The organism is Amycolatopsis orientalis DSM 43388, assembly GCF_000411975.1.
Classification (GTDB): Bacteria; Actinomycetota; Actinomycetes; order Mycobacteriales; family Pseudonocardiaceae; genus Amycolatopsis; species Amycolatopsis orientalis_D.
Genome location: NZ_ASXG01000196.1, coordinates 225310 through 250023 on the forward strand (window position 1 = coordinate 225310; position 24714 = coordinate 250023).

The following is a 24714-nucleotide window of genomic DNA, read 5'->3' on the forward strand; positions in this document are numbered from 1 at the left end:
TGGAGACTCCGACGATGCAGTCCGCCACCAGGGCCGCCCCCGCCGCACCCCCGCGCCCGCCCGCCGAGCCCGCCCGCCCGCGCCGCCGCGGCCGTGTCCGCACCGGCGTCAACATCGCCATCGGCCTGTTCCTCGCCTACCTCGTGGTGTTCCCGCTGGGCATGCTGGTCTACAGCAGCCTCAAGAGCGCCGAACTGAAGCTGCCCTTCGACATCCCGGGCTTCACCTTCGACAACTTCGTCAAGATCTTCTCTTCCTCGCGGGTGCTCGAAGTCGCTCTCAACTCGGCGATCTTCGTTGTCGGCACCGTCGCGGTGGCGCTGGTGATCAGCGTCAGCCTGGCCTACCTCTTCGAACGCACCGACCTGCCCGGCCGCCGCGTGCTGGCCCCGAGCGCGCTGGCGCCGATGGGCGTGCCCGCGACCGTGATGGCGGTGGCCTGGGTGCTCGCGGCCAATCCCGCCAACGGCCCGCTCGCCCTGCTCGTCGAGCGCGTCTTCGGAATTTCGGTCACCATCTACTCGCTGCCGGGAATGATCCTCGTGGCCGGCATCTTCGGCGTCCCCAGCATGTACCTGATGCTCGCGCCGACCTTCGCCCGGCTCAACCTCGAATTCGAAGAAGCCGCGGCCACCTCGGGCGCCGGCTGGCTGACCCGCACCCGCAAGATCGTCCTCCCGCTCACCCTGCCCGGCATGAGCGCGGCCGCGATGCTGCTGGCCGTCATCGCCCTCGAAGAGTTCGCGATCCCGTCCATTCTCGGGACCCCGCACCAGATCTTCGTGTTCAGCAGTCTCGTGCAGGCGGCGCTGCAGCCTCCGTCGGGCATGTCGGACTACGGGCTCGCCAGTGCCTACGGCGTCCTGCTGGTGCTGCTGTCCCTGGTGATGATCGCGATCTACCGGCGGCAGACGCGGGAATCGCACCGCTTCAAAGTGGTCAGCGGCAAGGGATACCGGTCGGCACCGGTGCGGCTGGGCCGGTGGCGCTACCCGGCGGCCGCGATCGTGGCGCTGTACGTGCTCGTCGCGATCGTCGTCCCGATCCTGACTCTCGTGTGGACCAGCCTGACGCCGTTCCTGCAACCGATCAGCCTCCACAGTCTCGGCAGCCTCGGCCTCGCCAACTACGGCACGATCTTCACCGATCCGAACCTGACCCACGCGGTGGTCAACACCCTGGTCATCAGCCTCGTCACGGCGACGCTCACCGCCGGGTTCGGACTGTGGCTGGCACTGGCCTCCGAGCGAGGCGGGCGGGCCGGGCGCGCGTTGTTCGACCTGTCGTTCCTCGTGTTCGCCGTGCCGAGCGTCGTGCTCGGCGTCGCGGTGCTGTTCCTCTACCTGTTCCTGCCGATCCCGGTCTACGGCACGATCTGGATCATCGTCATCGCGCTCACCACGCGTTACATCCCCCGCGCGTCGCGGATGCTGCAGACCTCCCTGCTGCAGCTCGACGGCGGGCTCGAAGAGGTCGGCCGGGTGTCCGGCGCCCGGCACGGCACCGTGCTGCGCCGGGTGGTGCTGCCGCTCGTCGCGCCGTCGGTGACGCGCACCTGGCTCTGGGTCTTCGCGAACGCGCTGGGCGAGCTCCCGATCGCGCTGCTGCTGTCCAATTCGGACAACCGCACCGTCGTAGTGCTGCTGTGGGACATGATCGGCGAGAGCGCGAACTATCCCGAGGCCAGCGCGCTGGCCGTGCTCCTGCTCGCCGTCTCCGCCGGTTCCGTGTGGTGGGTCAACCGCCGCGGCTTCCAACAACACATCTGAGGTGTCGTGACCATGCAGAACACCGAGCACGCCGTGGCGATCTCCGGTCTCGAGAAGCGGTTCGCCCGGAAGCAGAGCGCCGAGGCGAGCCTCGCCGTGGACAACGTCGGCTTCACCGTGCCCCGCGGCGGCTTCTTCACCCTGCTGGGTCCGAGCGGCTGCGGCAAAACCACGACCCTGCGCTGCCTGGCCGGGCTCGAAAGCGCCGACCGCGGCGAAATCTCCATGAACGGCAAGGCTGTCTTCTCCTCGGCGGCCCGCCGGGACGTGGCGCCCGAGGACCGTCCGATCGCGATGGTGCCGCAGTCCTACGGGATCTGGCCGCACATGAAAGTCTTCGACAACGCGGCCTTCCCGCTCCGCTACGGCCGCAAGACCTGCTCCCGAGGCGAGGCCCGGACGCGGGTGCTCGCGATGCTGGAACAGGTCGGCCTGTCCGAGTACGCGGACCGGTGGTCGACCCAGCTGAGCGGCGGGCAGCAACAGCGCTTGGCGCTCGCCCGCGCCCTGCTGTGCGAACCGGAAGTCCTGCTGCTGGACGAACCACTGTCCAACCTGGACGCCAAGCTGCGGTCGCAGCTGCGTTCCGAACTGCGGTCCTTCCAGCAGAAGTTCGGCGTCACCACGATTTACGTGACGCACGACCAGGGCGAGGCGCTGGCGATGTCGGACACCATCGTCGTGATGAACCGCGGCCGGGTCGAGCAAATCGGTTCCCCGGCGGAGATCTACGACTCGCCCGCGTCCCGGTTCGTCGCCGATTTCGTGGGCAGCGCCAACCTGATCCCCGGAGTCGTCGACGGCCCGCCACGCCGCGTGGCGGAAGTGAAAACCGCCATCGGCGTCATCCGCTGCGAGCGTTTCGCCGCCCCGCCCGCCCAGGCCCGGGACGTGCACGTGTGCATCCGCCCCGAGCACGTCCGGATCGTGCCCGGAACACCGGACGCCGGTGAGCCCGACCGATTCCCCGCGCGCGTCGTCTCCACCGAATACCTCGGCGACCGGCTCGAAGTGGTCGCCACCGCGGACGAGGTCGAATTCCGCGCCCACGCCGACGCGCACCTGCGGATCCGCCCGGGCGACGACGTCGGAGTCATGCTGGATCCCGAGTGGACGGTGGCGCTCTGGTCCTGACCTACTCGCCGGCGAATTTCAACTGGAGAGCACGGCGGACCGCGGACAGGTGATGACGCATCGCCGCGGCCGCCGCCTCCGGGTTGTGCGTGACGATGCCGGCGAGGATCGCTTCGTGCTCGTGGACGACCGTCGCCCGCGGCCGCGAGCGGTCCATGTCGCGGTACTGTCGCAGCACCAGCGGATACAGCAGGCTGTCGACGAACCGGGTGAGCGTCGCCTGCCGCGCCGCTCGGCGCACCTGCTCGTGGAAGGAACGGTTGAGCGCGGAGTACTCGTCCCGCCCGTCGGATTCCCGGCCCGCCCACATCCGCTCGCAGGTCGCGGTCATCTCCGCGATGTCCTCGTCGGTAGCACGCTCGGCCGCCTTCGCGGCCAGCGCGGCCTCCAGGATCTCGCGGGTCTCGAGGATCTCGATCGCCTCGTCCTCGGAAAACGACCGCGTCCGCGCACTGCGGTTCGCCTCCGCGGTGACGTACCCCTCCTGCGCGAGGCGGGCGAGCACCGACCGGATCGTGCCGCGCGACACCTCAAGGCGGCTGGTGAGGTCGGCTTCGGTGAGCCGGGCGTCGGGAGCGTACTGCCCGGACAGGATCAGCTCGCGGAGATCGTGGTAGGCCCGCGCTGTCCGGGTGGCACCGGGATCCGCGCTGTCCGTGCGCGAGTCCTGCGCCTTGTCCACCGTCATCGCGGGCAAACCTCCCACACGTGTCGTCCGATCGCCCGATCTTAGCCCGCCGGTAAGGGCTGGCCCCGAAACCTGGTGCGGGGCAGGCAGTCGGGCTTCATTTCACCCGTCGCCTTGTGCCAGCATTCGCGAGACTCCGGTTCCAGCCGTGTGGGTCGCCGGTTACCTCGCGTGTCGCGCCGGATCCGTCGACCGCGCAATCGATGCGAGGTGGATTCCGTTGAGGGGTTCAGCGCTCGGGGGAAAGCAGGTCGGCGTACTCGCCGTCGACGCCGTCGGCGAGGATGGCGCGCAGGGCGAGTGCGAGCTGGTTTCGGATGTAGGACTCGAGGGTCTTCGTCTGCTCGAAGTACCAATGCTTCAGCGCCCAGGCGTGCGCGAGCAGCAACAGGTTGTAGGCGACCAGATCGGGGTCGTCGGCCACCAGTTTTCCGGCCTTGACGCCGTCGCGGACGGCGGCCCGCAGCGGCTCGCTCGTGTCGACCTCGAGCTGCTTGATTCGGTTCCGCCCGGCCTCGTCGAGCGACTTGGACTCGCGATAGGTCAGAACGGCGGCATGGCGGTGGGCGTCGATGACCCGGCAGTACGCGGTGAAGGCGGCCGCCAGCCGGCGGACCGGATCGGCGCCGGCTTCGTGCACCGCGGCCGGGACCTCGGTCGCGAACGCGTCGAGCACGTCGATGATGACGGCGAGGAGGATGTCGTCCTTGCTGCCGAAGTAGCGGTAGATGAGGCCGACGCTGACCCCGGCCTCCTTCGCCAGGGCCTGCATGGAGACGGCCTCGGAGCCCTCCCGTTCCATGAGCCGGGCGGCGGCCTTCAAGAGCTGACGCGAGCGGTGCTCGGCCAGTGTGCGCCGGGCCGCGTCCTGCGGGTCCGCGGACGGTGCGGCGTTCGCCATGGGAGCTCCTTCGACGTGAATGCGGATTCATTCTAGAGAACGGATGCGGTCCGGGGCCGTTGACACGCCCCGAGGAGTGAACCTATATTCATCTCGAGTGAACATATATTCAGTCTCCCAGGGATGCGAGGCCCCGTGCACTTCGACGACTACGAGCAGCTGACCTTCGAGCGCCGCGACAACGGCGTCCTGCTCATCACGATGAACCGGCCCGAGAAGTACAACGCCACCGACGAGCGGATGCACGGCGAGCTCGCCCGGGTTTTCCGCGACGTCTCGGACGACGCGGAGACCCGGGTCGCCGTGATCACCGGCGCGGGCAAGGCGTTCAGCGCGGGCGGCGACCTGTCGATGGTCGAGCGGCTCGCGGGCGACCACGAGCGGGTCGACCGCATGCTCCGCGAGATGAGCGACCTCGTCTACCGCATCGTCAACTGCGAGAAGCCGATCGTCTCCGCGATCAACGGCGTCTCGGTCGGCGCGGGCACGGTCGTCGGCATCCTTTCCGACATCTCGATCATGGCCGAGGACGCCAAACTCGGCGACGGCCACGTCAAGCTCGGTGTCGCGGCCGGCGACCACGCCGCGATCATCTGGCCGCTGCTCTGCGGGATGGCCAAGTCGCGCTACTACCTGATGACCGGCGAGATGCTGACCGGAGCGGAGGCCGAGCGCATCGGGCTGGTCAGCAAGGCGCTGCCCCGGGACGAGGTGCTCGACGAGGCGCTGCGGGTCGCGCAGGTCATGGCGACTGGTGCCCAGCAGGCGATCCGGTACACGAAACGCACGCTCAACAGCTGGCTGCGCCAGGCCGCGCCGATCTTCGACCAGTCGGCGGCCTACGAGATGCTCTGCTTCATGAGCCCCGACGTCGTCGAGGGCTACACCGCGCTCCGCGAGAAGCGGGAGCCGGTCTTCCCTTCGGCCCGCGCCGCCGCGTCCGCCGCCGGGCGTTGAGGAGCCCGGCATGCACTACGGATTCGACGAGGACCAGGAGGTCTTCCGCGCGGAGTTGCGCCGGTGGGCCGGGAAGGTCCTCGCGCCGCACTACCAGTCCGACGACAAGGCCGCGGAGTTCCGCCGCCAGTGCGCGCTGGCCATGGCGCAGATGGGCCTGACCGGCCTTCGCATTCCCGAGCAGTACGGCGGCCAGGAGGCGACCGCCGTCATCGCCGGCATCGCCGCGGAGGAGGTGGGGAGGGCCGACTTCAACGCGGGCTACCTCCTCATCAACACGGCGCTGATCAGTGACATCCTGGTGCGCAACTGCACCGAGGAGCAGAAACGCGCGTGGCTGCCGGGCATCGCGTGCGGCGAGACGGTGCCGTGCATCATGATCACCGAGCCGGGCGCTGGCACGGATGCGGCCAGCCTCTCCCTGCAGGCGGCGCCCGACGGCTCGGACGCCTGGACGCTGCACGGCGAGAAGACCTCGATCACCCTGGGCATGGCGGCCGACCGCGCCGTCGTCCTCGCGCGCACCGGCGGTCCCGGAGCCCGCGGGGTCAGCGCCTTCTGGGTGGACCTGGCCGACCCCGGCATCAGCCGCAGTCCCTTCGACGACCTCGGCGGCAGGGCCATCGGCCGCGCGTCGATCCACTTCGACGGCGTCCGGGTGACCCGAGCCGATCTGGTCGGCAAGGAGGGCGGCGGCTTCGTCTCGGTCATGCAGGGGTTCGACTACTCGCGTGCGATCATCGGCCTGCTCTGCCTCGGGGCCGCGCAGCAGAGCCTCGACGAGGCGGTGCAGTGGTCTCGCGATCGGGAGGCGTTCGGCCGGCCGATCGGCACGTTCCAGGGCGTGTCGTTCCCCTTGGCCGAGTGCGCGACGTACGTCTCCGGCGCGCGCCACGTTTGCTACGAAGCGTTGTGGCGCAAGGACACCGGTCTCGAGCACAGCGCCGAGGCGGCGATGGCGAAATTCTGGGCGCCCAAGCTCGCCGCCGAGGTCATCCACCAGTGCCTGTTGACGCTCGGCCATGTCGGCTACTCGACCGAGCACAAGGTCGGGCAACGACTTCGCGACGTCATCGGGCTCGAGATCGGCGACGGCACCGCGCAGGTCTCCAAGCTCGTCATCTCCCGCAGCCTGCTCGGCCGCACCTACGCACCCTGATTCGCAAGGAGATCCTCATGGGAAAGCTCGACGACAAGATCGCGCTCGTCACCGGCGCGGGCCAGGGCATCGGCGCGGCGATCGCCGCCAAGCTCGCCGCCGAGGGGGCGACCGTGGTCGTCACCGACATCAACGAGGAGACCGCCAAGGCGACCGCCGGCCGGATCGGCAACCGCTCGCTCGGCCTGCGCACCGACGTCGCCGACCGCGACTCGGTCGCGGCGACGGTGGACCGGGTGGTCGACGAGCTCGGCCGGGTCGACGTGCTGGTCAACAACGCCGGCTGGGACAAGGCCGAGCCGTTCGTCGACTCCGAGCCGGCGACGTGGGACCGGATCATCCGGATCAACCTCTACGGCCAGCTCCACACCTGCCGCCAGGTGTTGCCGATCATGGCCGCGCAGGGCTACGGCCGGGTCGTGAACATCGGCTCGGACTCCGGGCGCGTCGGGTCCAGCGGCGAGGCCGTGTACTCCGCGGCGAAGGGCGGCGTCATCGCGTTCACCAAGACGATCGCGCGCGAGATGGCGCGAGCGGGCGTCACCGCCAACTGCGTCTCGCCCGGTCCGACCGACACCGCCCTTTTCGCCTCGATCGGCGGCGAGAAGCTGCGCGAGGCGTTGAAGAAGGCGATCCCGCTCAAGCGGCTCGGCCAGCCCGAGGACCTCGCGAACGCCGTCGCCTTCCTCGCCTCCGACGAGGCGGCCTTCATCACCGGCCAGACCGTCAGCGTCAGCGGCGGCCTCACGATGAGCTGAGGACTGAGCAGCCATGTCCTTCGACACCCTTCTCACCCCCGAGCGGATCGCGCGCGAGACCGCCGCCGGTTACTGGCGCGACCTGGTCATCACGGACTTCCTGGACGAGCACGCTGCCGCGACACCGGACAAGATCGCGTTCGTCGACAGTCGGCGGCAGGTCACCTTCGCCGAGCTGAAGGCGGAGGCCGACGCCTTCGCGCTCGGGCTGCGGGAGAGCGGAGTCGGCACCGGCGACGTCGTCTCGTTCCAGCTCCCGAACTGGATCGAATGGATCGTCGTCCACTACGCCGCCACCCGGATCGGCGCGATCAGCAACCCGCTGATTCCCATCTACCGCGAGCGCGAGGTCGGCTTCATGGTCGGCCTCGCGAAGCCGAAGGCCGTCGTGGTGCCACGCGAGTTCCGCGGCTTCGACTATCCCGCGATGATCCGGCGGCTCGCGAAGGACTGGGACTTCGACCCCGAGCTGGTCGTGCTCGGCGAGGAGTCCTGGGACCGGGTCGTCGCCGCGGGCGAGGGCGCGGACCCGGGAGTGCTGCCGGACCTGCGACCGGACCCCAACGACGTCACCCTCCTGATCTTCACCTCCGGCACGACCGGCGAGCCGAAGGGCGTGATGCACACCCACAACACGATGGTGGCGGCCAACGACCCGCTGCCCGCGCGGCTCGGCGTCGGGCCCGGCTCGGTGCTGCACATGGCCTCGACGCTCGCCCACCTCACCGGGTTCCTCTACGGCGCCCGGCTGAACGTCCAGTCCGGCGCGACCTGCGTGCTGCAGGACGTCTGGGACGCCGCCGCGTTCGTCGACCTCGTCGAACGGCACGGCATCACCTACACCTCGGCCGCGACCCCGTACCTGCACGACCTCGTGTCCGCGCCGAACCTCGCCGAGCGCGACACCTCCTCCCTGGTGCGTTTTTGCTGCATGGGCGCACCGATCCCGCGTGCCATGGTTCGCGAGGCGAAGCAGAAGCTGCCCGGGCTGGTGGTCGTCGGCGGCTGGGGCCAGACCGAGGAAGGCCTGGTCACGATCGGCATCCCGGGCGATCCCGCGGACAAGATCATCGAGACCGACGGCTACCCGTGGCCCGGCATGGAGATCCGCGTCGTCGACGCCGCGGGCGTCGAGCGGCCCGCCGGCGAGGAGGGCGCGCTGCAGGTGCGCGGGCCCTTCGTGTTCGTCGGGTACGCCGAGCGCCTCGACCTCGCCCGCCAGCAGATGGTTCCCGCCGCCGACGACCGGGGCGACTGGTTCGACACCGGCGACCTGGCGTACCTCGACGCCGACGGCTACCTGCGCATCTCCGGACGCACCAAGGACGTGATCATCCGCGGCGGCGAGAACATCCCGGTGGCCTACGTCGAGAACGTGCTCTACGAGCATCCGTCCGTCGACGCGGTCGCCGTCGTCGCCGTGCCGGATCCGCGGTTGCAGGAGCGGGCCTGCGCTTGCGTCGTGCTCAAGACCGGCGCCGAGCTGACCTTCGCGCAGCTGCAGACTTTCCTCGCGGAGAAGGGCGTCGCCAAGCAGTACTGGCCGGAGAAGCTGGTCGTGCTCGACGCGCTCCCCACGACCGCGAGCGGCAAGGTCCAGAAGTTCCAGCTTCGCGAGCAGGTGGCCGGGTGACCGCTTGCCTCGTCGCGGTGCGTGGGTTCGTCCAGGAGGGGGGAGTGCCGGGCTCGGCAGACGGCACTGGTTAAGTCAGTTGATTGACTTAACCTCCGTGGTCGGCGATGATCGTGGCGGTTGCCGGTTGCGTGCAGGAGGTTGCGATGTCCGAGAGCGGCGTCGAGGAGTTGCCGCGGTTTCCCTTCGAGCAAGCGGGCGCGTTGGAGCCTCCGGCGGAGTGGGCCGAGTTCCGTGCGGCGTGTCCGGTCGCGAAGGTCCAGCTGGCCAGCGGGGACGAGGCAGCGCTGATCACCGGTTACGCGGACGTCAAAGCGGTGTTGTCGGATCGGCGGTTCACGCGGCCGACTCCGGCGGACAACGCCGCCCGGGTCGCCGACACCGAGAGCGGCGGGGTGTTCAACAGCGAGATGGCGACGGTGATGCCGCAGCACGGGGCGGCGCATCTGAACTGGCGGCGGACGGTCGGGAAGTGGTTCACGGCCAAGCGGATGAACGCGTTGCGGCCGGGGATCGCGGCGATGGCGGAGCAGCTGATCGGGGAGATGGTCGCGAAGGGCGCTCCGGCGGATCTGAAGGCGGGGCTGGCGTTTCCGCTGCCGGTGTGGGTCATCTGCGACATGCTCGGCGTCCCGGACGCTGATCGGGACCGGTTCGCGCACTGGTCCGACGTGATGCTGAGCATGACCCGGTACACGCAGGAGGAATTCGATGCGGCGCAACGGGAATTCGGCGAGTACATGGGTGCCCATATCGCGGCGAAGCGCGCGGAGCCGGGCGAGGATCTGCTCAGCGCGCTGATCACGGACACCGACGCGGACGGCGAGCGCTGGCCGGACGCGCTGCTGACCGCGACCGGGATCGGGTTGCTGATCGCCGGCCACGAGACGACGGCGAACATGATCGCGAAGATGGTCGCGATGCTGCTGGCCGACCGGACGCGCTGGGAGCAGCTGCTCGCGGACCGGTCGCTGGTGCGGACCGCGGTGGAAGAAGCGCTGCGGTGGGACGCCAACGCGGGCGTGGGCATGCTGCGGTATCTCACCGAGGACGTGGAGGTCGCCGGGACGGTGCTGCCCGGCGGCACCACGGCGATGTGCAGCATGGCGGCGGCCAACCGGGACGAGACCGCGTTCGAGGCCGCTGCGGAGATGGACCTGCGGCGCAGTCCGAATCCGCATCTGGCGTTCGGGGCGGGCGCGCACGCGTGTCTGGGCCAGCCGTTGGCGCGCACGGAATTGCAGGTGGCGCTGGAGGTGCTGCTGCGGATGCTGCCGTCGCTGGAGCTCGCGGTCCCGGCGGCCGAGCTGCGCCGGATCGAGGGGCTGGCGGTGGGCGGGCTGCGGGAACTGCCTGTGCGATGGTGAGTTCCGTGAACGACGCCGTCGACAAGCCGGTGCGGGCGGAGCGGGCGCACGCGACCCGGGAGCTGATCCTGGCCGCCGCGGAGCGCCTTTTCGCCGAGCACGGCATTCTGGCCGTGTCCAACCGGCAGGTCAGCGAAGCCGCGGGGCAGGGCAACAACACCGCGGTCGGCTACCACTTCGGCACGAAGGCCGATCTGGTCCGCGCGATCGCGCGCAAGCACTCCGCGGCGGTCGAGGAGTTGCGGCAGCGCAGGCTGGCCGAGATCGGAGAGAGCGCGGAGTTGCGCGACTGGCTCGACTGCCTCGTCCGCCCGCTCGCCGAGCACCTGGCCGCGCTCGGCAGCCCGACCTGGTATGCCCGGTTCGCCGAGCAGGCGATGGCCGATCCGACGTTGCGGCCGATCGTCGTCGAGGAGTCGCTGTCGTCGCCGTCGCTGGCGCGGATCGTCGACGGCCTGCGGCAGCGCCTGCCCGATCTGCCGCCGGAAGCGGTCGCCGAGCGCAGCGACATGACCCGGACCCTGCTGGTCCACCTCACCGCTGAACGCGAGCGCGCACTCGCCGAGAACACGCCCACCCCGCGGGCTGGCTGGTCCGAGGCCGCCACCGGTTTGATCGACGCCCTGATCGGGTTGTGGCAGGCACCGGTCACCGCGTCGCCGAACGAAAGGAAACACCGCCGATGAAGGTCACCGTGGACGAGGAGCGGTGCTGTGGTGCGGGCACTTGCGTGCTGCTCGCACCGGAGGTGTTCGACCAGCGCGAGGACGACGGCATCGTGCTCCTGCTCGACGAACACCCCGCCGAGGAACTCCACGCGACTGTTCGCGAAGCTGCCAGCGTCTGCCCCGGGGCGGCGATCTCGGTCAACGAGAACGCGTGACCTCAGGCTGTTGCCTCCTCCGTCCGGCACGACGGCGGTGATGAGCGCGGCGGTCCTCGGGCGCCGGTTCACCCGTTGGCGCAGCAGCCGGGGAATTCGCGGCTACGTCGAATGACTGAATCGGCGCCCGGCGTGCGGCGGTTACGGTCGCCGGACCAGCGGGCGGGGGATACTGGCGGGCGGCAGCCGGGGGCTCCGGGAAGGGCAGGCGCGATGACCGAACCGGCCGGCGGGCTTCCCGGTCGTTCGGGCGAGCTCGCGCTCGTGCGCGGCGTGGCCGAGGCCGCGCGGACGAGGACGGCGGCACTCGGGCTGGCGGGGGAGGCTGGGGTCGGCAAGACGGCGTTGCTGGAGGCCGCCGGGACGTATGCCCGCGCGTGCGGGATGCGGGTGCTGTCGGCCGCGGGGACGGAGTTCGAGGCCGAGCTGGCTTTCGCGGGTCTGCACCAGCTGCTCGGTCCGGTGTTGCCGGAGAGGTCCGTGCCGCCCGCGTTGGGCGCGGCGCTGGGCATGTCCCCGGGACCGGAACCGCGGCGGGCGGAGCTGGCGGGGGCGGTGGCGGAAGTGCTGTCGGCGGCGGGGCCGGTGCTGGTGCTCTCACTGTGACCGCTGGGACAGGACCGGCTCGCCCCGCCCGGCGCACGCAACGACCTCGCGTTCGCCACCAACAGCCGAGCCGCCATTGCGCGGCTCGCCTACAGTTCGGCGGGACGACGCCGTTTCGCGAGTGCGGTGAGCAGCTTCTGCACGCTCCACATGCTCCGTTCGACGTGCACTTTCATGGCTCGCTCGGCGGCCTCGGAGTCGCCGGCTTCCACGGCGACCAGGATCTCGTGGTGCTCCGCGACGGTGGCTTCGTGGAAGGTGCCGCCCTCGGGCAGCAGCGCCAGCGCGGGATGGCAGCACTGCCGGGAATCCTCGATGCCCCGGATCAGGAACGGGTTGGCGGTCATCGCGGCCAGGGTGAGGTGAAAGACCGCGTCGTCCCGCATGAACGACGGGTCGTCTTCGGCCTGCTGCAGGGATTCGTGCGCGGCCCGCAGGGTTTCCAGCTCCGCGGCCGTGCGGCGTTCGCTCGCGAGTTTCGCCGCGGCCGGCTCGACCAGGCACCGGTATTCCATCGCCAGCCGGATCTCGTCGCGGTTCTGCACTGCCTCGGCGATCACGTCGTGGAAGCGCGGCTCGTCTTCGCCGGCGCCGCGCACGAACGCGCCCCCGTTGCGTCCTCGCCGTTGCTCGATCAGGCCTTCGGACCTCAGCTGCCGGAACGCCAGCTGGACCGGCGTGCGTCCGACCCCGAGGGCTTCCGCGAGTTCGCGTTCCGGCGGCAGCGCCGAGCCCGCCGGGAGCAGTCCGAGGCGGATCTCCCGGCGGACGAGGTCGGCGACGTAGCGATTGGCGTCGACCCCCGGGGGCGGCAGCGCCGCCGCACGTGCTGCCGGCCCCACGACGCTCAACTGGCTCACCGGACGTTCGGGCACCGGGCGATGCTACCAACCGGCACGGCCCGCCGGTCAGGCATAACGTTCCCGTTCCCAGCCGGTGACGGTGTTCTGCCAGGCGCGCAGTTCCCATTCGCGGGTGCGCAGGTAGTGCTCGCAGAACGCGCCGCCGAGCACCTTGTCCAGTTCCGGGTCGCGGGAACCGAACGCGGTGACGGCACCCTCCAAACTGGACGGCAGCGGCGCGTCGTGCCGGTCCAGCTGTCCGCGGCTGGGGACGTGCTCGCAGGTCAGTCCGGAACACACGGACGCGGCGATCGCCGCGAGCGTCAGGTAGGGATTGCAGTCCGCGCCCGGGCGGCGGAGTTCGAACCGGCTGCCCGACGGGCCGCGGAGCAGCGCACGCAACGCGAAGGAACGGTCGTCGGTCCCGCAGGAGGCGGTGACCGGGGCGAAATAGCCGGGCACGAGCCGTTTGTAGGAGTTGATGTTCGGGTTGTAGACGAGGCTCGCCGCGGGCAGGTTCGTGAGCACGCCCCAGGCGGCGCGGCGGTAGAACTCGTCCTCCGGGTCCGCGGCGGCTCCGGCGAGGGTGTTGCCGCCGGACTCGTCCCACATCGAGAAATGCACGTGTGCGCTCGATCCTTCTTCTCCCGCAACGGGTTTTGCCAGGAAGCTCGCGCGCAGGCCGTTGCGCCGCGCCGCCTCGGCGGCGGCCAGCCGCAAGAGTGCGGCGGTGTCGGCGGCGGCAAGGCCGTCCTGCGGGTCGACGTTGACCTCGACGAGGCCGGGAGCGCCTTCGGTGTGCACGACGCACAGGCCGAGCCGGAGGTCTTCGGCATACCGCTGCAGCGTGCCGATGAACTCCGCGACCTCCGCCAGGCCCGAAGGGCTGTAGCTGAGCCCGGTGCGCGCCGGTTCCCAGCTGTCCTGGCGGAACAGGCGGAACTCGAACTCGAACGCCGCTTTCATGCTCAAGCCCTGATCCGACAGCGCGCTCAAGGCGCGTCGCAGCACCTGGCGGGGACTGATGTCGCACGGCGGGCCGCCGGGCTCGTGCAGATCGCCCAGCAGAAGCTGGCACCCGGGGAACCACGGCACCGGCCGAAGCGTGGCGAAATCGGGCTTGAGCAGCAGGTCTTTCGCGCCGCCCTGGATGCCTGCGGTCGGCAAGGAGGTGATCGGCTCGTCACGGGGGTCGACGGCGAGCAGGAGGTCGGTCGTCGGCAGGCCCTCGGTGCGCGCCGCCGGGGTGTCGACGAGGGCGGGGTCGAGCATTTTGCCGCGGAGGACGCCCTGGAGGTCGGGGAACAACAGCAGGACCGACCTGGTGCCGGCAGGCAATTCGGCCGCCGGTCCGGCAGTCGTCGTGGACGCAGCCATCCCTTGGGTTCCCTTCGCCGCGGGACCGGTCGATCGCCGATCCAAAAGGATTATCGGACGGTCCTTTTGTAACAGAGGCCCTCTAGTTCAACAAGGGTCAGCTGTTGACTTCGCCATGCCGGCGGCTTACAAAAGGAGTGTTAGCCGCTCCAATTAGGGAGTGGACTTCCGATCCGAAGGAGCCGGCCGATGACCGCGACGTATGACCGGGAACCACTGGAATCCGCTGCGCTGGAGCACCTGTGGCCGCACAGCAACGACCTCGAGTGGGACGAGCTGACCCACGGCGGCCTGCGGGTGTTCGTCGAGGGCAACGGCTCCACGCTGATCGACGTCCGCGGCAATTCCTACCTCGACGGCCTCGCCGGACTGTTCGTGGTCGCCGCGGGCCACGGACGCACGGAGATCGCCGACGCGATGGCCGCCCAGGCCAAGAAGATCGCGTACACGGCCGCGTCCAACGCCGCCAACCCCGCGGCGATCGCGCTCGCCGAGAAGATCAGCTCGGTGACGCCGGGGGACCTGGATCGCGTGTTCCTCTGCTCCGGCGGTTCCGAAGCGGTCGAGAGCGCGCTGAAGATCGCGAAACAGGTGCAGGTGCTGCGCGGGTTCGGCAAGCGGTACAAGGTGATCGCGCGGCGCGGTTCCTACCACGGCACCACTTTCGGCGCGGCCAGCCTGACCGGCAGTGCCAGCGAGGGCTATTTCGGGCCGTTCATGGCCGGGGTCAGCAAGGTGCCCTCGCCGAATCACTACCGCAACGACTTCGGCCTCGAAGGCGAAGCGGGCGACATCATGTGCGCGCGCTACGTCGAACAGGAAATCCTCGCTCAGGGGCCCGAGCACGTCGCGGCGGTGATCGGCGAGCCGATCTCGGTGGCCAACGGGACCCATCTGCCCGGACCCGTCTACTGGCGGATGCTGCGCGAAATCTGCGACCGCTACGGCGTGCTGCTCATCATGGACGAGGTCATCACCGGCTGGGGCCGGACCGGCAAGCTGTTCGCCGCCGAGCACTACGGGGTCGTCCCGGACATCATGACCATGGCCAAGGGGCTTTCCAGCGGCTATGCCCCGATCGCGGCGGTCGCGGTGCGCTCGTCGGTTTTCGACGACTTCCGTCCGTCCGGCCGCGCGCTGAACCACCTGATCACCTTCGGCGGCCACGCCGTCGCGGCCGCGGCCGCGCTGAAAAACATCGAAATCCTGGAACGGGAGCACCTGGTCGAGCGGTCGGCCGAGACGGGCGCCTACCTGTTCGAGCTGGCGCAGCGGCTGCGCAGCCACCCGACCGTCGGCGACGTGCGCGGCGGCCAAGGTCTGCTGTGCGCCATCGATTTCGTGCGCGACAAGGAAACCCGGCAGGCGTGGGGCACCTCCCATCCCTTCATCAAGTTCCTCGGCCTGCGCACCCAGGAGGAAGGCCTGGTGACCAGGGTGTGGGACGTGCTGCACCTCGCGCCGCCGTTCGTCCTGACCCGCGAAGAAGCCGAACGCGCGATCGAGATCGTCGACCGGTGCCTCACCGAGGCGGAGCACAAGTTCGCCGACGAGATCGCCTGAGCGGCCATGACGACGCCTGTCATCGGCCTGTGCGCGGCCTTCGAATCCGCGCGGTGGGGGTTCTGGGAGCAGCCCGCCGCGCTCGTCCCCGGCACGTACGTCGCCAAGGTCCAGGCCGCCGGAGGCGTGCCGATCGGCCTGATTCCCGGCACCGGCCTCGAACCCTTGCTCGACCGGATCGACGGCCTGCTGCTCCTGGGAGGCGTCGACGTCGAACCGGAAACGTACGGCGCCGCCAAGTCCGGCCGGACCGAAGCGACCGTCCCGGAGCGCGACGCCTTCGAACTCGCCCTGGCGCGCGCCGCGCTGGCCCGCGACCTCCCCGTGCTCGGGATCTGCCGCGGCATGCAGGTCTTGAACGTCGCCGCGGGCGGCACGCTGCACCAGCACCTGCCCGATGCCGGGTTCGCCGAGCACCGGCGCAGCCCCGGCCGGCTGGACGAGGCGACCTTCCACGAGGTCGACGTCGTTCCGCATTCGCACGCCGCCGCCCTCGCGGGAAGCGGCCTGCAGGTCGTGAACTCCCATCACCACCAAGGGGTCGAGGTCGTCGCGGCCGGCGCGGTCGTGACCGCGCGGTCCGTCCCCGACCGGCTCCCGGAAGCCATCGAATTCCCCGGACGGCACTACGCCCTCGGCGTCCAATGGCATCCCGAGGTCGAGCACCTGCCCCACGCACTGACCGGTTTCGTCGCCGCCGCGGCGGACCGGGCCAAGGAGGACCAGCCCGCATGACCACTCTCGACGTACTCGAGCCCGCCACGGAACGGCTGCTCGACACTCTCGAAACCACCGAAGCCGCCGAGCTGGACTCCATTGTGGAGCGTGCCGCGACAGCCCAGAAACGGTGGGCCGCCGCGGCACCCCAGCATCGCGCGCAAGTCCTTCTCGCTATCGCGGCGAAGATCGAAGAGCACGCGGAACGCTTGGCGCGGCTGGAATCCCGCAACGTCGGCATGCCGATCACCGACGCGCGCGGCGCGGTCGCCGGGGCGGCGGCCACGTTCCGCTACTACGCCGCGGCGCCGGAGCGCCTGCTGGGCCAGACCATCCCCGTCTCCGGCGGGGTCGACATGACCTTCCGCGAACCCATCGGCGTGGTCGGGCTGATCACGCCGTGGAACTTCCCGCTCACCATCGCGTCGTGGAAAGTGGCGCCGGCGTTGGCCGCGGGCAACGCCGTCGTGCTCAAACCGGCCGAGCTGACGCCGCTGACCGCCCGCGAACTCGCCGCGATCGCCGCCGAGGCCGGCTTGCCCGACGGGCTGCTCACCGTGGTCGTCGGCCCGGGGCGGACGCTCGGCCGCGCGATGGTCGAGCACCCGGGCATCGGCAAGATCGCGTTCACCGGTTCCACCGCGGTCGGCAAGGACATCGCCCGGCGCGCGGCGGAGAACATCAAGCGCGTCACGCTGGAACTGGGCGGGAAGTCCGCGTCCCTGGTCTTCGCCGACGCCGACCTGGACGCCGCCGCGGCCGGACTGACCGGAGCGGTCTTCGGCAACTCCGGGCAGGACTGCTGCGCCCGGTCCCGGGTGTTCGTCCAGCGGCCGGCGCTGCAGTCCTTTCTGGACAAGCTGGAGAAGGCGGTCGGGAACATCGTCGTCGGCGATCCGCTGGACGAGAAGACGGACATGGGCCCGCTCGTGTCGGCTCAGCAGGCCGGCCGGGTCCGCGACTACGTGGACGGGGCGCCCGTGCTGTTCCGGGGCTCCGCGCCGGACGGTCCCGGCTTTTGGTTCCCGCCCACGGTCCTGCACCCGATCGAGGACGACCACCCGGCCGCACGGGAGGAAATCTTCGGCCCGGTCGTGTCCGTGCTGGCGTTCGACACCGAGGAGGAGGCGGTGGCCCGCGCCAACGACACGGTGTACGGCCTGGCCGGCTCGATCTGGACCGCCGACGCGGCCCGCTCGCTGCGGGTCGCGCGCGCGATCGACGCCGGCGCGCTCGCGGTCAACTCCTACACGTCGGTGCGGATCGGCACGCCCTTCGGCGGGTTCAAGCAGTCGGGTCTGGGCCGGGAGCTGGGGCCGGATGCGGTGGACGCCTACACGGAGGTGAAGAACGTCTTTTTCAGCACCGGCGGTTAACCCGGTTTCGCGAGGTCCGCGTCTCCTCCGCGAAGGTCCGTGCGGGAAACTTTGCGGGACGTCGACGCCCGCCAGTTCCCCTCGCGGACCTCGCAGCCGCCGGTCACCGCAATCTGCGAGCGGCGCAGCGGCTCACCACAGCGTCGAGATCTTGCCGGCCAGGGCCTCTCCCTGGGTCCGGCCGGCCCGGGCGGCGGCCTCGCGGCGCTGGGGATCGTACGGGTTGGGGCCGATCGCCTCGACGCTCGCTTCGTCCGGTGCGACGAGACACACCTCGGCCCGCTCTGCCAAGAATTCCGCATCCTCGGCGGCACCGGGAATGCGCCCGTAGCCGGCGGGCATCGGCGCCAGGACGACAATCCGGTCGTGGCCGGCGGCCTGGCGCGCGTTGGCGGTGGAGACCATGCCTCCGTCGACCCACGACCGGCCCTGGAAGCGTTCCAGGGGCCAGACGCCGGGGACCGCGCCGCTGGCGGAGACAGCGTCGATCAGCGGCACGCCGGAGTGCTGGTCGAAGACCCGCAGTTCGCCGGTGTCGGCGTCGATGGCGGTGACCTTCAAACTGGCGGGCCAGTCGGTGGCGACCAGGCGCGACTCGACGACCCGGCGGCGAGTGGCCCTCGGCACGGGCTCGGGGTCCGCTTTGGAGATCCGCCCCATGGCCGCGCCGACCTTGCGGGGATCGTCGCCTCCTTGCGCGAGGGCGTCCCACCAAGCGGCCATCGTGGATTCGGACGCCTTGACGTCCACCTCGTTGTCGTCCGGCACGAGCTGAGCGGCGAACAGCCGCTCCAGGTCGTAGCCGCTGGCGACCGCGGTCCCGACAAACGATCCCGCCGAGGTCCCGATCACCGAAGCGGCCTTGCTCCAGTCGATTCCCCGGGAGCTGAGCCCGGCCAGGACACCGACCTCCCAGGCAATGCCGGTCACCCCGCCACCGCCGAGCACGAGAGCTCGCGAGACGGACTGGGCTGGGTTGGTCATCGGACGACTCCTCACTTCGCGAAACTGGTGGCAATCTGCACTAGATCATCCTGGACGGGACGCCTCGCACGACGGATCGCCGGCGGCGAGGCGTTCGCGTGCGCGGCGAAGAACTGCGTGAGCATGAACGCGGCCTGGCCGATGACGTCCGGGTCGCCGTCCTCGTGGTCGGTGAACGCGAACTGGAAGAGCCGTTCGATCGCGTGGAGCGCCACGCTGACGTGCAGCCGGTCCAATTCCGCGAACAGGGGAGCGTGCCGGCGGAACTCCCGCAGCAGGTGCCCGGCCCACTCGTCGAGGTAGATCTCGTCGAGTTCGCGCATGCGCACGGTCAGGTTCTGCCGCACCCACAGCTCCCGGATCAGCGGGTTGCGGTGTTCGTCGGTGTAGTAGCCGATCAGGATGTCGACGATCTCGGTCCAGTGCGCGCCGGGCCGATCGCGCAGGACGCGTTCGAGGCCTTCGGTCGAGGTCCGCATCTGCCGATGGCACAGTTCTTCGAGGACGCGCTCAGGCGACTCGAAGAACGCGTAGAAGGAGCCCCGGCTCACGCCCGATTTCTCCAGCAGCAGCGTCGGGGACCCGACCACCGCCTCGTAGCCGAGGTTCTCGACCAGCTCGGCCGCCGTCTCCAGCACCTGCGCGACCATCGCGCGCGAACGTTCCTGCACCGGCAGCTTCCGCAGGCCCCCCGCGAGCGGGTCCCGCCAGGCCGCCTGGCGCGCTGTCCGCCCCATCTCGCCCCCCGTTCCCGACCAGCGCTGCTTCCGGCAAACACGTGGTCCCAGCGCGATTACCCTCACTATACCGGACGAGAGTCGCGTTTACAGATCGAACCACAGTCGTGTTGCTTGCTGCGGCGGTTTCCTTCTCGTTCGCCCGCGGAGAGGAAGCCGCCTCTGCCGAGTGACGGGTCCCTTGCCGATGGCAGGGGACCCGTAGTCGCTCATCGCCCGTGCGCAGGACGGCGCGGCGGCGCCGAACAACCCAGTTCGCGGACCAGCTGCGTGCTCAGAACGCGGTGTAGAACTTGAACACGGTCTCGTGGAGCTCCCAGGTTCCCGACCAGCCGCGGGGGAACACCGCGCTGTCGCCCGCCTTGACCTCGCGCGGCTCGCCGCCGTCTTCGGTGACGGTCATCCGCCCCGACAGCATGGTGATGGACTCGTGGGTCTCGAAGAGCCACCGGGACGGCCCCGGTTCGCACTCCCAGAGCCCGGCCTCCAGCACTCCTTCGCCGGTCCAGAGCTTCTTGCCCCGCTGGCGCATCGGTTCGCCGGTCGCTTCGGCGAGCGGACCCCAGTCCTCGAGTTCGATGGCGCGTGCGTCGGAGACGATCACGGCCGGCACAGATTCGGTCGATGTCATTTTCGCGTCCTTTCTTCGGGTCAGCGGTGCAGCCGCAGCGGCAGGGTGCAGTAGTGGCGGGAGGCGTCGGTGTTCTGCAGGACGGGCTCGGCGGCCAGTTCGACGCGCGAGTAGCGGGCGGCGATCCGCTCCCACACGACGCGGATCTCGGCCTCCGCGAGCAGCCGGCCCTGGCAGCCGTGGCTGCCGAAGCTGAAGGTCAGGTTCCGGCTCTGTTCCGGCGGCCGGGTGAAATCGAATTCGTCCGGGTCGCGGAACACGTCGGGGTCGTGGTTGGCGGCCCCGGTCATCAGGCGCAACGAGCGGCCGGCGGGCACGCGGACGCCGCGGATGACGAGGTCTTCGGTGGTGGTGCGGGTGATCACCGGTTCGGGGGCGTCGTAGCGGGCGAGCTCGACGACCATGGCCTCCCGCGCCGAGGGGTCGGCGCGGAACCGTTCGAACAGCTCGGGCTTCCGGGTGAACAGGTGCAGGCCCGAAGACATCAGGTAGCTGGCGTCCATGTGCCCGACGACGTAGAAGAACAGCGTGGTTGCCAGCACTTCCGGTGCGGTCATTTCGCCCCGGGTTTCCGCGGCCAGCAGGGAATCGAGCAAGCCGTCGCCCGGATTCGCCCGTTTGAAGTCGAGCAGCCCGGCGGCGTCGGCACGCATCTTCCGCATCGCCGCCTCGGCGCCGGCGTGGTCGTCCTGGCTGGGCCGGGCGCTGAGGATGAGCATCGCCCGGCGCATGACCGCGCGGACGTCCTGGAACCCGTCGGACGGGACCTGCATGACCCGGCAGACCACGCGGTGCGCCACCTCCGCGGCAAGGTCGGACCCGTCGACGGCGCCGTCCGGACCGATCCGGTCGAGCACCTCGTCGGCGATTTCCGCGGTCACGACGGCCCACTCGCGGACCCGCTTCGGAGTGAACCACTTGTTCGTCTGGCGCCGCAGCCGGGTGTGCGCGGGCTCGTCGTTGCCCAGCGCCATGTCCAGCAGCACTCGCCAGGCGCCCGCCTTCTCCCATTCGGGGGCGATCCGCACCGAGGGCAGCCGGCCGTAGTGCATCAGGTCCTCGTACTTGGTCAGCACGTAGCTGCCGTCGTAGTCGTCCCGCAAGACCGGCGCTTCGGCGAGCGCCTTGGCGTAGAAGGGGTAAGGGTCGGCGCGGAATCGCGGATCGGTCCACGGCAGGAACCGGGTGACCTCCGGGCAGTCTTGCTGTGCGGTGAGCGCTTCCATGGCGGATTTCCTTTCCAGTGGCGCGAAAATCAGCGTCAGTCGGACGAGCGGCCGAGGCCCGCGTACACGCGCGGCCGGGCCGAGCGCAGGTAGAGCGCGAATCCCGCGCCCACGATCGCGGAGACGGCGAGGACGGTCAGCAGCACGAGGTTCTGCCCGGGCGCGCCGCCGACCACCAGGTCGAAATGCCAGACGGCGAGGGCGACGGTGGCGCCGAGGGCCACGGTGGAGACGGCCGGTGCGACGAAGCACTTGAACTTGTTGTCCTCCGGCCCGACGCCCTTGCGCGCGAACCAGACGATCACCGAGGCGCTGACCGAAGCCATCAGGGTCAGGATGCCCACGGTCGCGAGGCCGAACAGCTGGGCGTCCAGCCCCTCGCCTTTCGGGTTGCTCAGCCCGAGCGGCAGCAGGATCAGCGCGATGACGACGGCGGCGACCGTGGAGGCGCGGGCCGGCGAACCGTGCCGCGGGTGCACCTGTGCCACGAACGCGGGCAGCGCACGGTCGCAACCGAGGTTGTAGACGTAGCGGGCGACCACGTTGTGCACCGAGATCGCCGCGGCGAACTCCGAGGTGATGATCATCATGAACGTCAGCTGGGTGAAGAACGGGGCCACGAAATGCCCGATGGCCGCGGGGAACATCGATTTGGGGTCGTTCGTCGCCGCGTCGACCGCGCCCGAGCCGTAGGCGGTGGTGAGCAGGTAACACGAAACCGTGTAAAGGGTTCCGACGAACAGCACCGCGCCGTAGGTGGCCCTCGGCACTGTCCGGTCCGGACTGCGCACCTCGTCGCGGAACACCGCGGTGGCTTCGAAACCGAGGAACACCATGATCGCGAACAGCATGGTCACCCCGACGTCCCCGCGGCCCAGCGCGGCCGGGTTCAGCGGGGTGGCCGAGAAACCCTCGGGTCCGCCGCCGTGCAGCACGACGGCGATGTTGAAGATCATCGCGATGGTCACCTCCAGCACCATGGCGACGCTGAGGATCTTCGCGGACAACTCGATGTGGAAGTAGCACAGGACGCTCACGAGCAGCCACGAGACGACGCCCCAGAGCCACCACGGGGTGTGCGGTCCGTGCATGCTCGCGACGAGCTCCGAGGCGGTGAGCCCGATGAACACGAAACAGCCGCCGAGCATCAGCAGGTAGGACACGACGGCGAGAAGGGCGGAGCCCAGTCCGGCGACCTTTCCCAGGCCCGCGCTGATGAAGGCGTAGAACGAGCCCGGTTTCGGGATCCGTTTCGCCATCGTCACGTACCCCGCGGCGAACAGCAGCAGAAGCACGGTCGTGAGGATGAAGGCGAACGTGGCTCCTTCCCCGCCGTAGGTGATGGTGAAGGGGATGAATCCGGCGACGACGGCGATCGGCGCGGAGAAGGCCAGCACGGTCAGCATCAGCGAACTGACGCCCATGCGGCCGGACAGCCGGTGCCGGGGTTCGCCGTCGCCGGCGGCGAGGTCGGGCGGGGTGGCGTAGGGGGTGGCGTCACTCATGGCGGGTGCCTCCGGAACGAGGTGAGTGCTCGGGTATCCAGCGTTCTGCGTGCCCGCCCCCCGCGGTGCACGGCGTCTTCTCCGCGGCCGGTCAGGCCTGCGCGACGGGCGCGAACACCGTGCCCGCCCAGTCGATCGCGACGTCGGACGGGTTCAGTCCGCTGTCCGCGTCGTGGTAGCCGGTGGCGCCGATCTGGGTGGCGCCGAGTGCGGTGAACTTCGCGACGAGCGTGGCGATTCCGTTGTTGTACGTGTCGTAGGTGCTGTCTCCCAGTCCGAACGCCGCGAACCGCACCGAGGACAGGTCCGGCTCGCGGTGCTCGAGTGCCTCGAAGAACGGCGCTGCGGATTCGGGGAGTTCGCCCTCTCCGTACGTGGAGACGATCAGGAGCACGTCCTGGCCGGCGAGGTCCTCCGCCGCGCAGTCCTCCATGCCGGAGACCTCCGTGTCGATTCCGTTTCCCGCCAGCGCGGCGGCGAGGTCTTCGGCCACCATTTCGGCGTTCCCTGTTTCGGTGCCGAAGAGGATGCTGAGCTTGCTCACGCGGATTCCTTCCTTTCGCGGTCGTCCAGTCCCGTGGCGACGGCCAGCATGCGCCCCAGGTCGGTGATCTTCCGGCGGCACCGCCCGGGCGCCGCCGAGCGGTGTTCCGCGGCCTCGATCCGTTGCCAGGCGCGGAAATCCACCATCCGGTGGTCGATCAGTTCCGTCAATGCCCGGAAACCGTCCTTCTCCGGCCGGAGCCGCCCGGCCGCGCAGTCCTCGGCGATGCGCCGGGCGACCTGCTGCGCGTCCTTGCGGTTGCGGGCGATCGTGCCCTGCGCGCCCCGGCTGAGCCAGCCCACGCGGTAGACGTGGCTGCCGGCCCAGTCGTCCTGGGGGACGGTTTCGTCCTCGGCGTCGCCGCGGGTGAACCCGATCGCGGTGACGACGGTGTCCGCCTCGAACTCTTCCCGCGCCGAGTCCCGCCTTCGCGCGGCGAGCACGGCGCGGCCCTCCCGGCTGGCGATCCGCTCGGGTTCGAGTCCGAAGTGGAACGTGATCCGCGTGCGGCCGCGCCCGCTTGGCGGTGCGGTGGCGAACGGGCGCAGCACGTCCGCCACCGGACCCTCGTCTCGTTCGTCCATTCCGGACACTGCGAGGTCGATGCCGGGCAAGCTCACCAGTTCGCGGAGCATCGCGGGGTCGCATTTCGCCTGCGACACCCCGGATCTCGCGAGCACGACGATGGTTTTCGGCGGTGCGGGGCGAACCTGCCTGAGTGCTTCGTCGTCGATGTCCGATCCGGTGAGCGCCGTGTCGTCTTTGGCGAGCAACCGGAGCACGTCGACGGCTACGTTGCCCATGCCCACCACCGCGACCTCCGAACCCAGCGGCGCGCAAGGCGGAGCCAGGTCCCGAGGGAAGCCGTTCAGCGCGCGCAGCAGTGCGCCCGCCCCGACCACGCGGGCGCGCGGGTCCCTGGGCACCTCGAGCTGGCGGTCGCCGGGAAGGCCGGTCGCCAGCACCACCACGTCGAAATTCGCCGCGATACGGGCGAATTCGACATCCCGGCCCACTGCCACATTGCCCGCGAACCGGACGCCGTCGCCGGTGAACAGCCGGTCGAACTGCCGGGCCACCCCCTTGGCGCCCTGGTGGTCGGCGGCCACGCCGTAGCGGACCAGCCCGTAGGGCGCGGGCAGTGCCTCGAAGACGGTGATTTCCGCGCCCGGCAGGCTCTTCGCCAGGAACTGGGCGGTGTAGCACCCGGCGGGGCCGCTGCCGACGATGGCGACCGCCAGCGCTCTCGGGCCGCCGGGGTCGTAGGGGAAGTCGTGCGGGGATTGTGTTCCGATCATGCCGCCACCCTTGCCGCGCGTGGAAACTGACTTGAATCGGGATTGAAGACGCGACCACA

24 protein-coding genes are annotated in these 24714 nt (G+C 70.1%); 13 read left to right on the forward strand and 11 right to left on the reverse strand.

The genetic code is table 11. The features are described from left to right. Positions 1-14: 14 nt before the first annotated feature. Positions 15-1769: an ABC transporter permease gene (locus L942_RS41055; RefSeq protein WP_063695858.1), complete on the forward strand. Its 1755-nt coding sequence runs from the start codon at positions 15-17 to the stop codon at positions 1767-1769. 12 nt (positions 1770-1781) lie between these two features. Further along, complete coding sequence (locus tag L942_RS41060; protein ID WP_037370767.1) at positions 1782-2903, forward strand: ABC transporter ATP-binding protein; 1122 nt, start codon at positions 1782-1784, stop codon at positions 2901-2903. Between the two features lies 1 nt (position 2904). On the opposite strand, the gene L942_RS41065 is transcribed toward L942_RS41060, so the two are convergent. After that, positions 2905-3591 carry a GntR family transcriptional regulator gene (locus L942_RS41065; protein WP_037370768.1) on the reverse strand — a complete coding sequence of 229 codons (687 nt, stop codon included), beginning with the start codon at positions 3589-3591 and terminating at the stop codon, positions 2905-2907. A 229-nt stretch (positions 3592-3820) separates the two neighbouring features. Next, a complete protein-coding gene (locus L942_RS41070) occupies positions 3821-4492 on the reverse strand; it encodes a TetR/AcrR family transcriptional regulator (protein WP_037370769.1) in 672 nt (223 codons plus the stop codon). 123 nt (positions 4493-4615) lie between these two features. Here L942_RS41070 and L942_RS41075 point away from each other — a divergent pair, with 123 nt between their 5' ends. The 8 genes from L942_RS41075 (at position 4616) to L942_RS41110 (ending at position 11855) form a co-directional block, all read left to right on the forward strand. Next, positions 4616-5449 carry an enoyl-CoA hydratase/isomerase family protein gene (locus L942_RS41075; RefSeq protein ID WP_200863083.1) on the forward strand — a complete coding sequence of 278 codons (834 nt, stop codon included), beginning with the start codon at positions 4616-4618 and terminating at the stop codon, positions 5447-5449. Between the two features lie 10 nt (positions 5450-5459). Continuing rightward, on the forward strand, positions 5460-6608 hold the full coding sequence (locus tag L942_RS41080; protein WP_037370771.1) for an acyl-CoA dehydrogenase family protein: 1149 nt from the start codon (positions 5460-5462) through the stop codon (positions 6606-6608). Between the two features lie 17 nt (positions 6609-6625). Beyond that, complete coding sequence (locus L942_RS41085; RefSeq protein ID WP_037370772.1) at positions 6626-7366, forward strand: SDR family NAD(P)-dependent oxidoreductase; 741 nt, start codon at positions 6626-6628, stop codon at positions 7364-7366. A 13-nt stretch (positions 7367-7379) separates the two neighbouring features. Further along, entirely contained in the window at positions 7380-8999 is a 1620-nt protein-coding gene (locus L942_RS41090) for an AMP-binding protein (protein ID WP_037370773.1), read from the forward strand. Positions 9000-9145: 146 nt separating this feature from the next. Continuing rightward, the gene (locus tag L942_RS41095; protein ID WP_037370774.1) at positions 9146-10366 is read left to right on the forward strand and encodes a cytochrome P450; all 1221 of its coding nucleotides are present in this window, start codon (positions 9146-9148) and stop codon (positions 10364-10366) included. 5 nt (positions 10367-10371) lie between these two features. Next, entirely contained in the window at positions 10372-11052 is a 681-nt protein-coding gene (locus L942_RS41100) for a TetR/AcrR family transcriptional regulator (RefSeq protein WP_235079656.1), read from the forward strand. After that, positions 11049-11249 carry a ferredoxin gene (locus tag L942_RS41105; protein WP_037370776.1) on the forward strand — a complete coding sequence of 67 codons (201 nt, stop codon included), beginning with the start codon at positions 11049-11051 and terminating at the stop codon, positions 11247-11249. The genes L942_RS41100 and L942_RS41105 overlap by 4 nt, the downstream gene beginning before the upstream one ends. A 213-nt stretch (positions 11250-11462) precedes the next feature. Then, positions 11463-11855 carry an AAA family ATPase gene (locus L942_RS41110; protein WP_037370777.1) on the forward strand — a complete coding sequence of 131 codons (393 nt, stop codon included), beginning with the start codon at positions 11463-11465 and terminating at the stop codon, positions 11853-11855. 89 nt (positions 11856-11944) lie between these two features. Here the strand turns inward: L942_RS41110 and L942_RS41115 are convergent, their stop codons facing one another. Further along, positions 11945-12730, reverse strand: a complete 786-nt coding sequence (locus L942_RS41115; RefSeq protein WP_081655433.1) for a FadR/GntR family transcriptional regulator — start codon at positions 12728-12730, stop codon at positions 11945-11947. Positions 12731-12763: 33 nt separating this feature from the next. Continuing rightward, entirely contained in the window at positions 12764-14074 is a 1311-nt protein-coding gene (locus tag L942_RS41120) for a glutamine synthetase family protein (protein WP_037370779.1), read from the reverse strand. 189 nt (positions 14075-14263) lie between these two features. On the opposite strand from L942_RS41120, the gene L942_RS41125 reads away from it, so the two are divergent. The 3 genes from L942_RS41125 to L942_RS41135 are packed head-to-tail and all read left to right on the forward strand — an operon-like array spanning position 14264 to position 17730. After that, on the forward strand, positions 14264-15637 hold the full coding sequence (locus tag L942_RS41125) for an aminotransferase family protein (protein WP_037370780.1): 1374 nt from the start codon (positions 14264-14266) through the stop codon (positions 15635-15637). Between the two features lie 6 nt (positions 15638-15643). Further along, entirely contained in the window at positions 15644-16372 is a 729-nt protein-coding gene (locus L942_RS41130) for a gamma-glutamyl-gamma-aminobutyrate hydrolase family protein (protein WP_037370781.1), read from the forward strand. After that, a complete protein-coding gene (locus L942_RS41135; protein WP_037370782.1) occupies positions 16369-17730 on the forward strand; it encodes an aldehyde dehydrogenase family protein in 1362 nt (453 codons plus the stop codon). The genes L942_RS41130 and L942_RS41135 overlap by 4 nt, the downstream gene beginning before the upstream one ends. Positions 17731-17862: 132 nt before the next feature. On the opposite strand, the gene L942_RS41140 is transcribed toward L942_RS41135, so the two are convergent. The 7 genes from L942_RS41140 to L942_RS44065 all read right to left on the reverse strand — a co-directional run bounded on the left by L942_RS41140 (position 17863) and on the right by L942_RS44065 (position 24655). Further along, positions 17863-18714 carry a patatin-like phospholipase family protein gene (locus L942_RS41140; RefSeq protein WP_037370783.1) on the reverse strand — a complete coding sequence of 284 codons (852 nt, stop codon included), beginning with the start codon at positions 18712-18714 and terminating at the stop codon, positions 17863-17865. Positions 18715-18725: 11 nt separating this feature from the next. Then, positions 18726-19451 carry a TetR/AcrR family transcriptional regulator gene (locus L942_RS41145; RefSeq protein WP_063695851.1) on the reverse strand — a complete coding sequence of 242 codons (726 nt, stop codon included), beginning with the start codon at positions 19449-19451 and terminating at the stop codon, positions 18726-18728. 274 nt (positions 19452-19725) lie between these two features. Then, positions 19726-20082, reverse strand: coding sequence for a cupin domain-containing protein (locus L942_RS41150; RefSeq protein WP_200863084.1), 357 nt, complete (start codon positions 20080-20082; stop codon positions 19726-19728). 20 nt (positions 20083-20102) lie between these two features. Continuing rightward, entirely contained in the window at positions 20103-21308 is a 1206-nt protein-coding gene (locus tag L942_RS41155; RefSeq protein ID WP_037370784.1) for a cytochrome P450, read from the reverse strand. 35 nt (positions 21309-21343) lie between these two features. Continuing rightward, complete coding sequence (locus tag L942_RS41160) at positions 21344-22813, reverse strand: APC family permease (RefSeq protein ID WP_037370785.1); 1470 nt, start codon at positions 22811-22813, stop codon at positions 21344-21346. 91 nt (positions 22814-22904) lie between these two features. Beyond that, complete coding sequence (locus L942_RS45155) at positions 22905-23357, reverse strand: flavodoxin domain-containing protein (protein WP_037370786.1); 453 nt, start codon at positions 23355-23357, stop codon at positions 22905-22907. After that, positions 23354-24655 (reverse strand): FAD-dependent oxidoreductase, encoded by a 1302-nt coding sequence (locus tag L942_RS44065; RefSeq protein ID WP_051166589.1) that lies wholly within the window; start codon positions 24653-24655, stop codon positions 23354-23356. The genes L942_RS45155 and L942_RS44065 overlap by 4 nt, the downstream gene beginning before the upstream one ends. Positions 24656-24714 lie beyond the last annotated feature (59 nt).

Coding starts and splice junctions, on each gene's coding strand:
- L942_RS41090 (WP_037370773.1), top strand. CDS start 7,380: ATGTCCTTCGACACCCTTCTCACCCCCGAGCGGATCGCGCGCGAGACC.
- L942_RS41125 (WP_037370780.1), top strand. CDS start 14,264: ATGACCGCGACGTATGACCGGGAACCACTGGAATCCGCTGCGCTGGAG.
- L942_RS41135 (WP_037370782.1), top strand. CDS start 16,369: ATGACCACTCTCGACGTACTCGAGCCCGCCACGGAACGGCTGCTCGAC.
- L942_RS41070 (WP_037370769.1), bottom strand. CDS start 4,492: ATGGCGAACGCCGCACCGTCCGCGGACCCGCAGGACGCGGCCCGGCGC.
- L942_RS41155 (WP_037370784.1), bottom strand. CDS start 21,308: ATGGAAGCGCTCACCGCACAGCAAGACTGCCCGGAGGTCACCCGGTTC.
- L942_RS41055 (WP_063695858.1), top strand. CDS start 15: ATGCAGTCCGCCACCAGGGCCGCCCCCGCCGCACCCCCGCGCCCGCCC.
- L942_RS41105 (WP_037370776.1), top strand. CDS start 11,049: ATGAAGGTCACCGTGGACGAGGAGCGGTGCTGTGGTGCGGGCACTTGC.
- L942_RS41085 (WP_037370772.1), top strand. CDS start 6,626: ATGGGAAAGCTCGACGACAAGATCGCGCTCGTCACCGGCGCGGGCCAG.
- L942_RS41130 (WP_037370781.1), top strand. CDS start 15,644: ATGACGACGCCTGTCATCGGCCTGTGCGCGGCCTTCGAATCCGCGCGG.
- L942_RS41075 (WP_200863083.1), top strand. CDS start 4,616: ATGCGAGGCCCCGTGCACTTCGACGACTACGAGCAGCTGACCTTCGAG.
- L942_RS44065 (WP_051166589.1), bottom strand. CDS start 24,655: ATGATCGGAACACAATCCCCGCACGACTTCCCCTACGACCCCGGCGGC.
- L942_RS41065 (WP_037370768.1), bottom strand. CDS start 3,591: ATGACGGTGGACAAGGCGCAGGACTCGCGCACGGACAGCGCGGATCCC.
- L942_RS41120 (WP_037370779.1), bottom strand. CDS start 14,074: ATGGCTGCGTCCACGACGACTGCCGGACCGGCGGCCGAATTGCCTGCC.
- L942_RS41060 (WP_037370767.1), top strand. CDS start 1,782: ATGCAGAACACCGAGCACGCCGTGGCGATCTCCGGTCTCGAGAAGCGG.
- L942_RS41140 (WP_037370783.1), bottom strand. CDS start 18,714: ATGACCAACCCAGCCCAGTCCGTCTCGCGAGCTCTCGTGCTCGGCGGT.
- L942_RS41095 (WP_037370774.1), top strand. CDS start 9,146: ATGTCCGAGAGCGGCGTCGAGGAGTTGCCGCGGTTTCCCTTCGAGCAA.
- L942_RS41160 (WP_037370785.1), bottom strand. CDS start 22,813: ATGAGTGACGCCACCCCCTACGCCACCCCGCCCGACCTCGCCGCCGGC.
- L942_RS41145 (WP_063695851.1), bottom strand. CDS start 19,451: ATGGGGCGGACAGCGCGCCAGGCGGCCTGGCGGGACCCGCTCGCGGGG.
- L942_RS41150 (WP_200863084.1), bottom strand. CDS start 20,082: ATGACATCGACCGAATCTGTGCCGGCCGTGATCGTCTCCGACGCACGC.
- L942_RS41080 (WP_037370771.1), top strand. CDS start 5,460: ATGCACTACGGATTCGACGAGGACCAGGAGGTCTTCCGCGCGGAGTTG.
- L942_RS41110 (WP_037370777.1), top strand. CDS start 11,463: ATGACCGAACCGGCCGGCGGGCTTCCCGGTCGTTCGGGCGAGCTCGCG.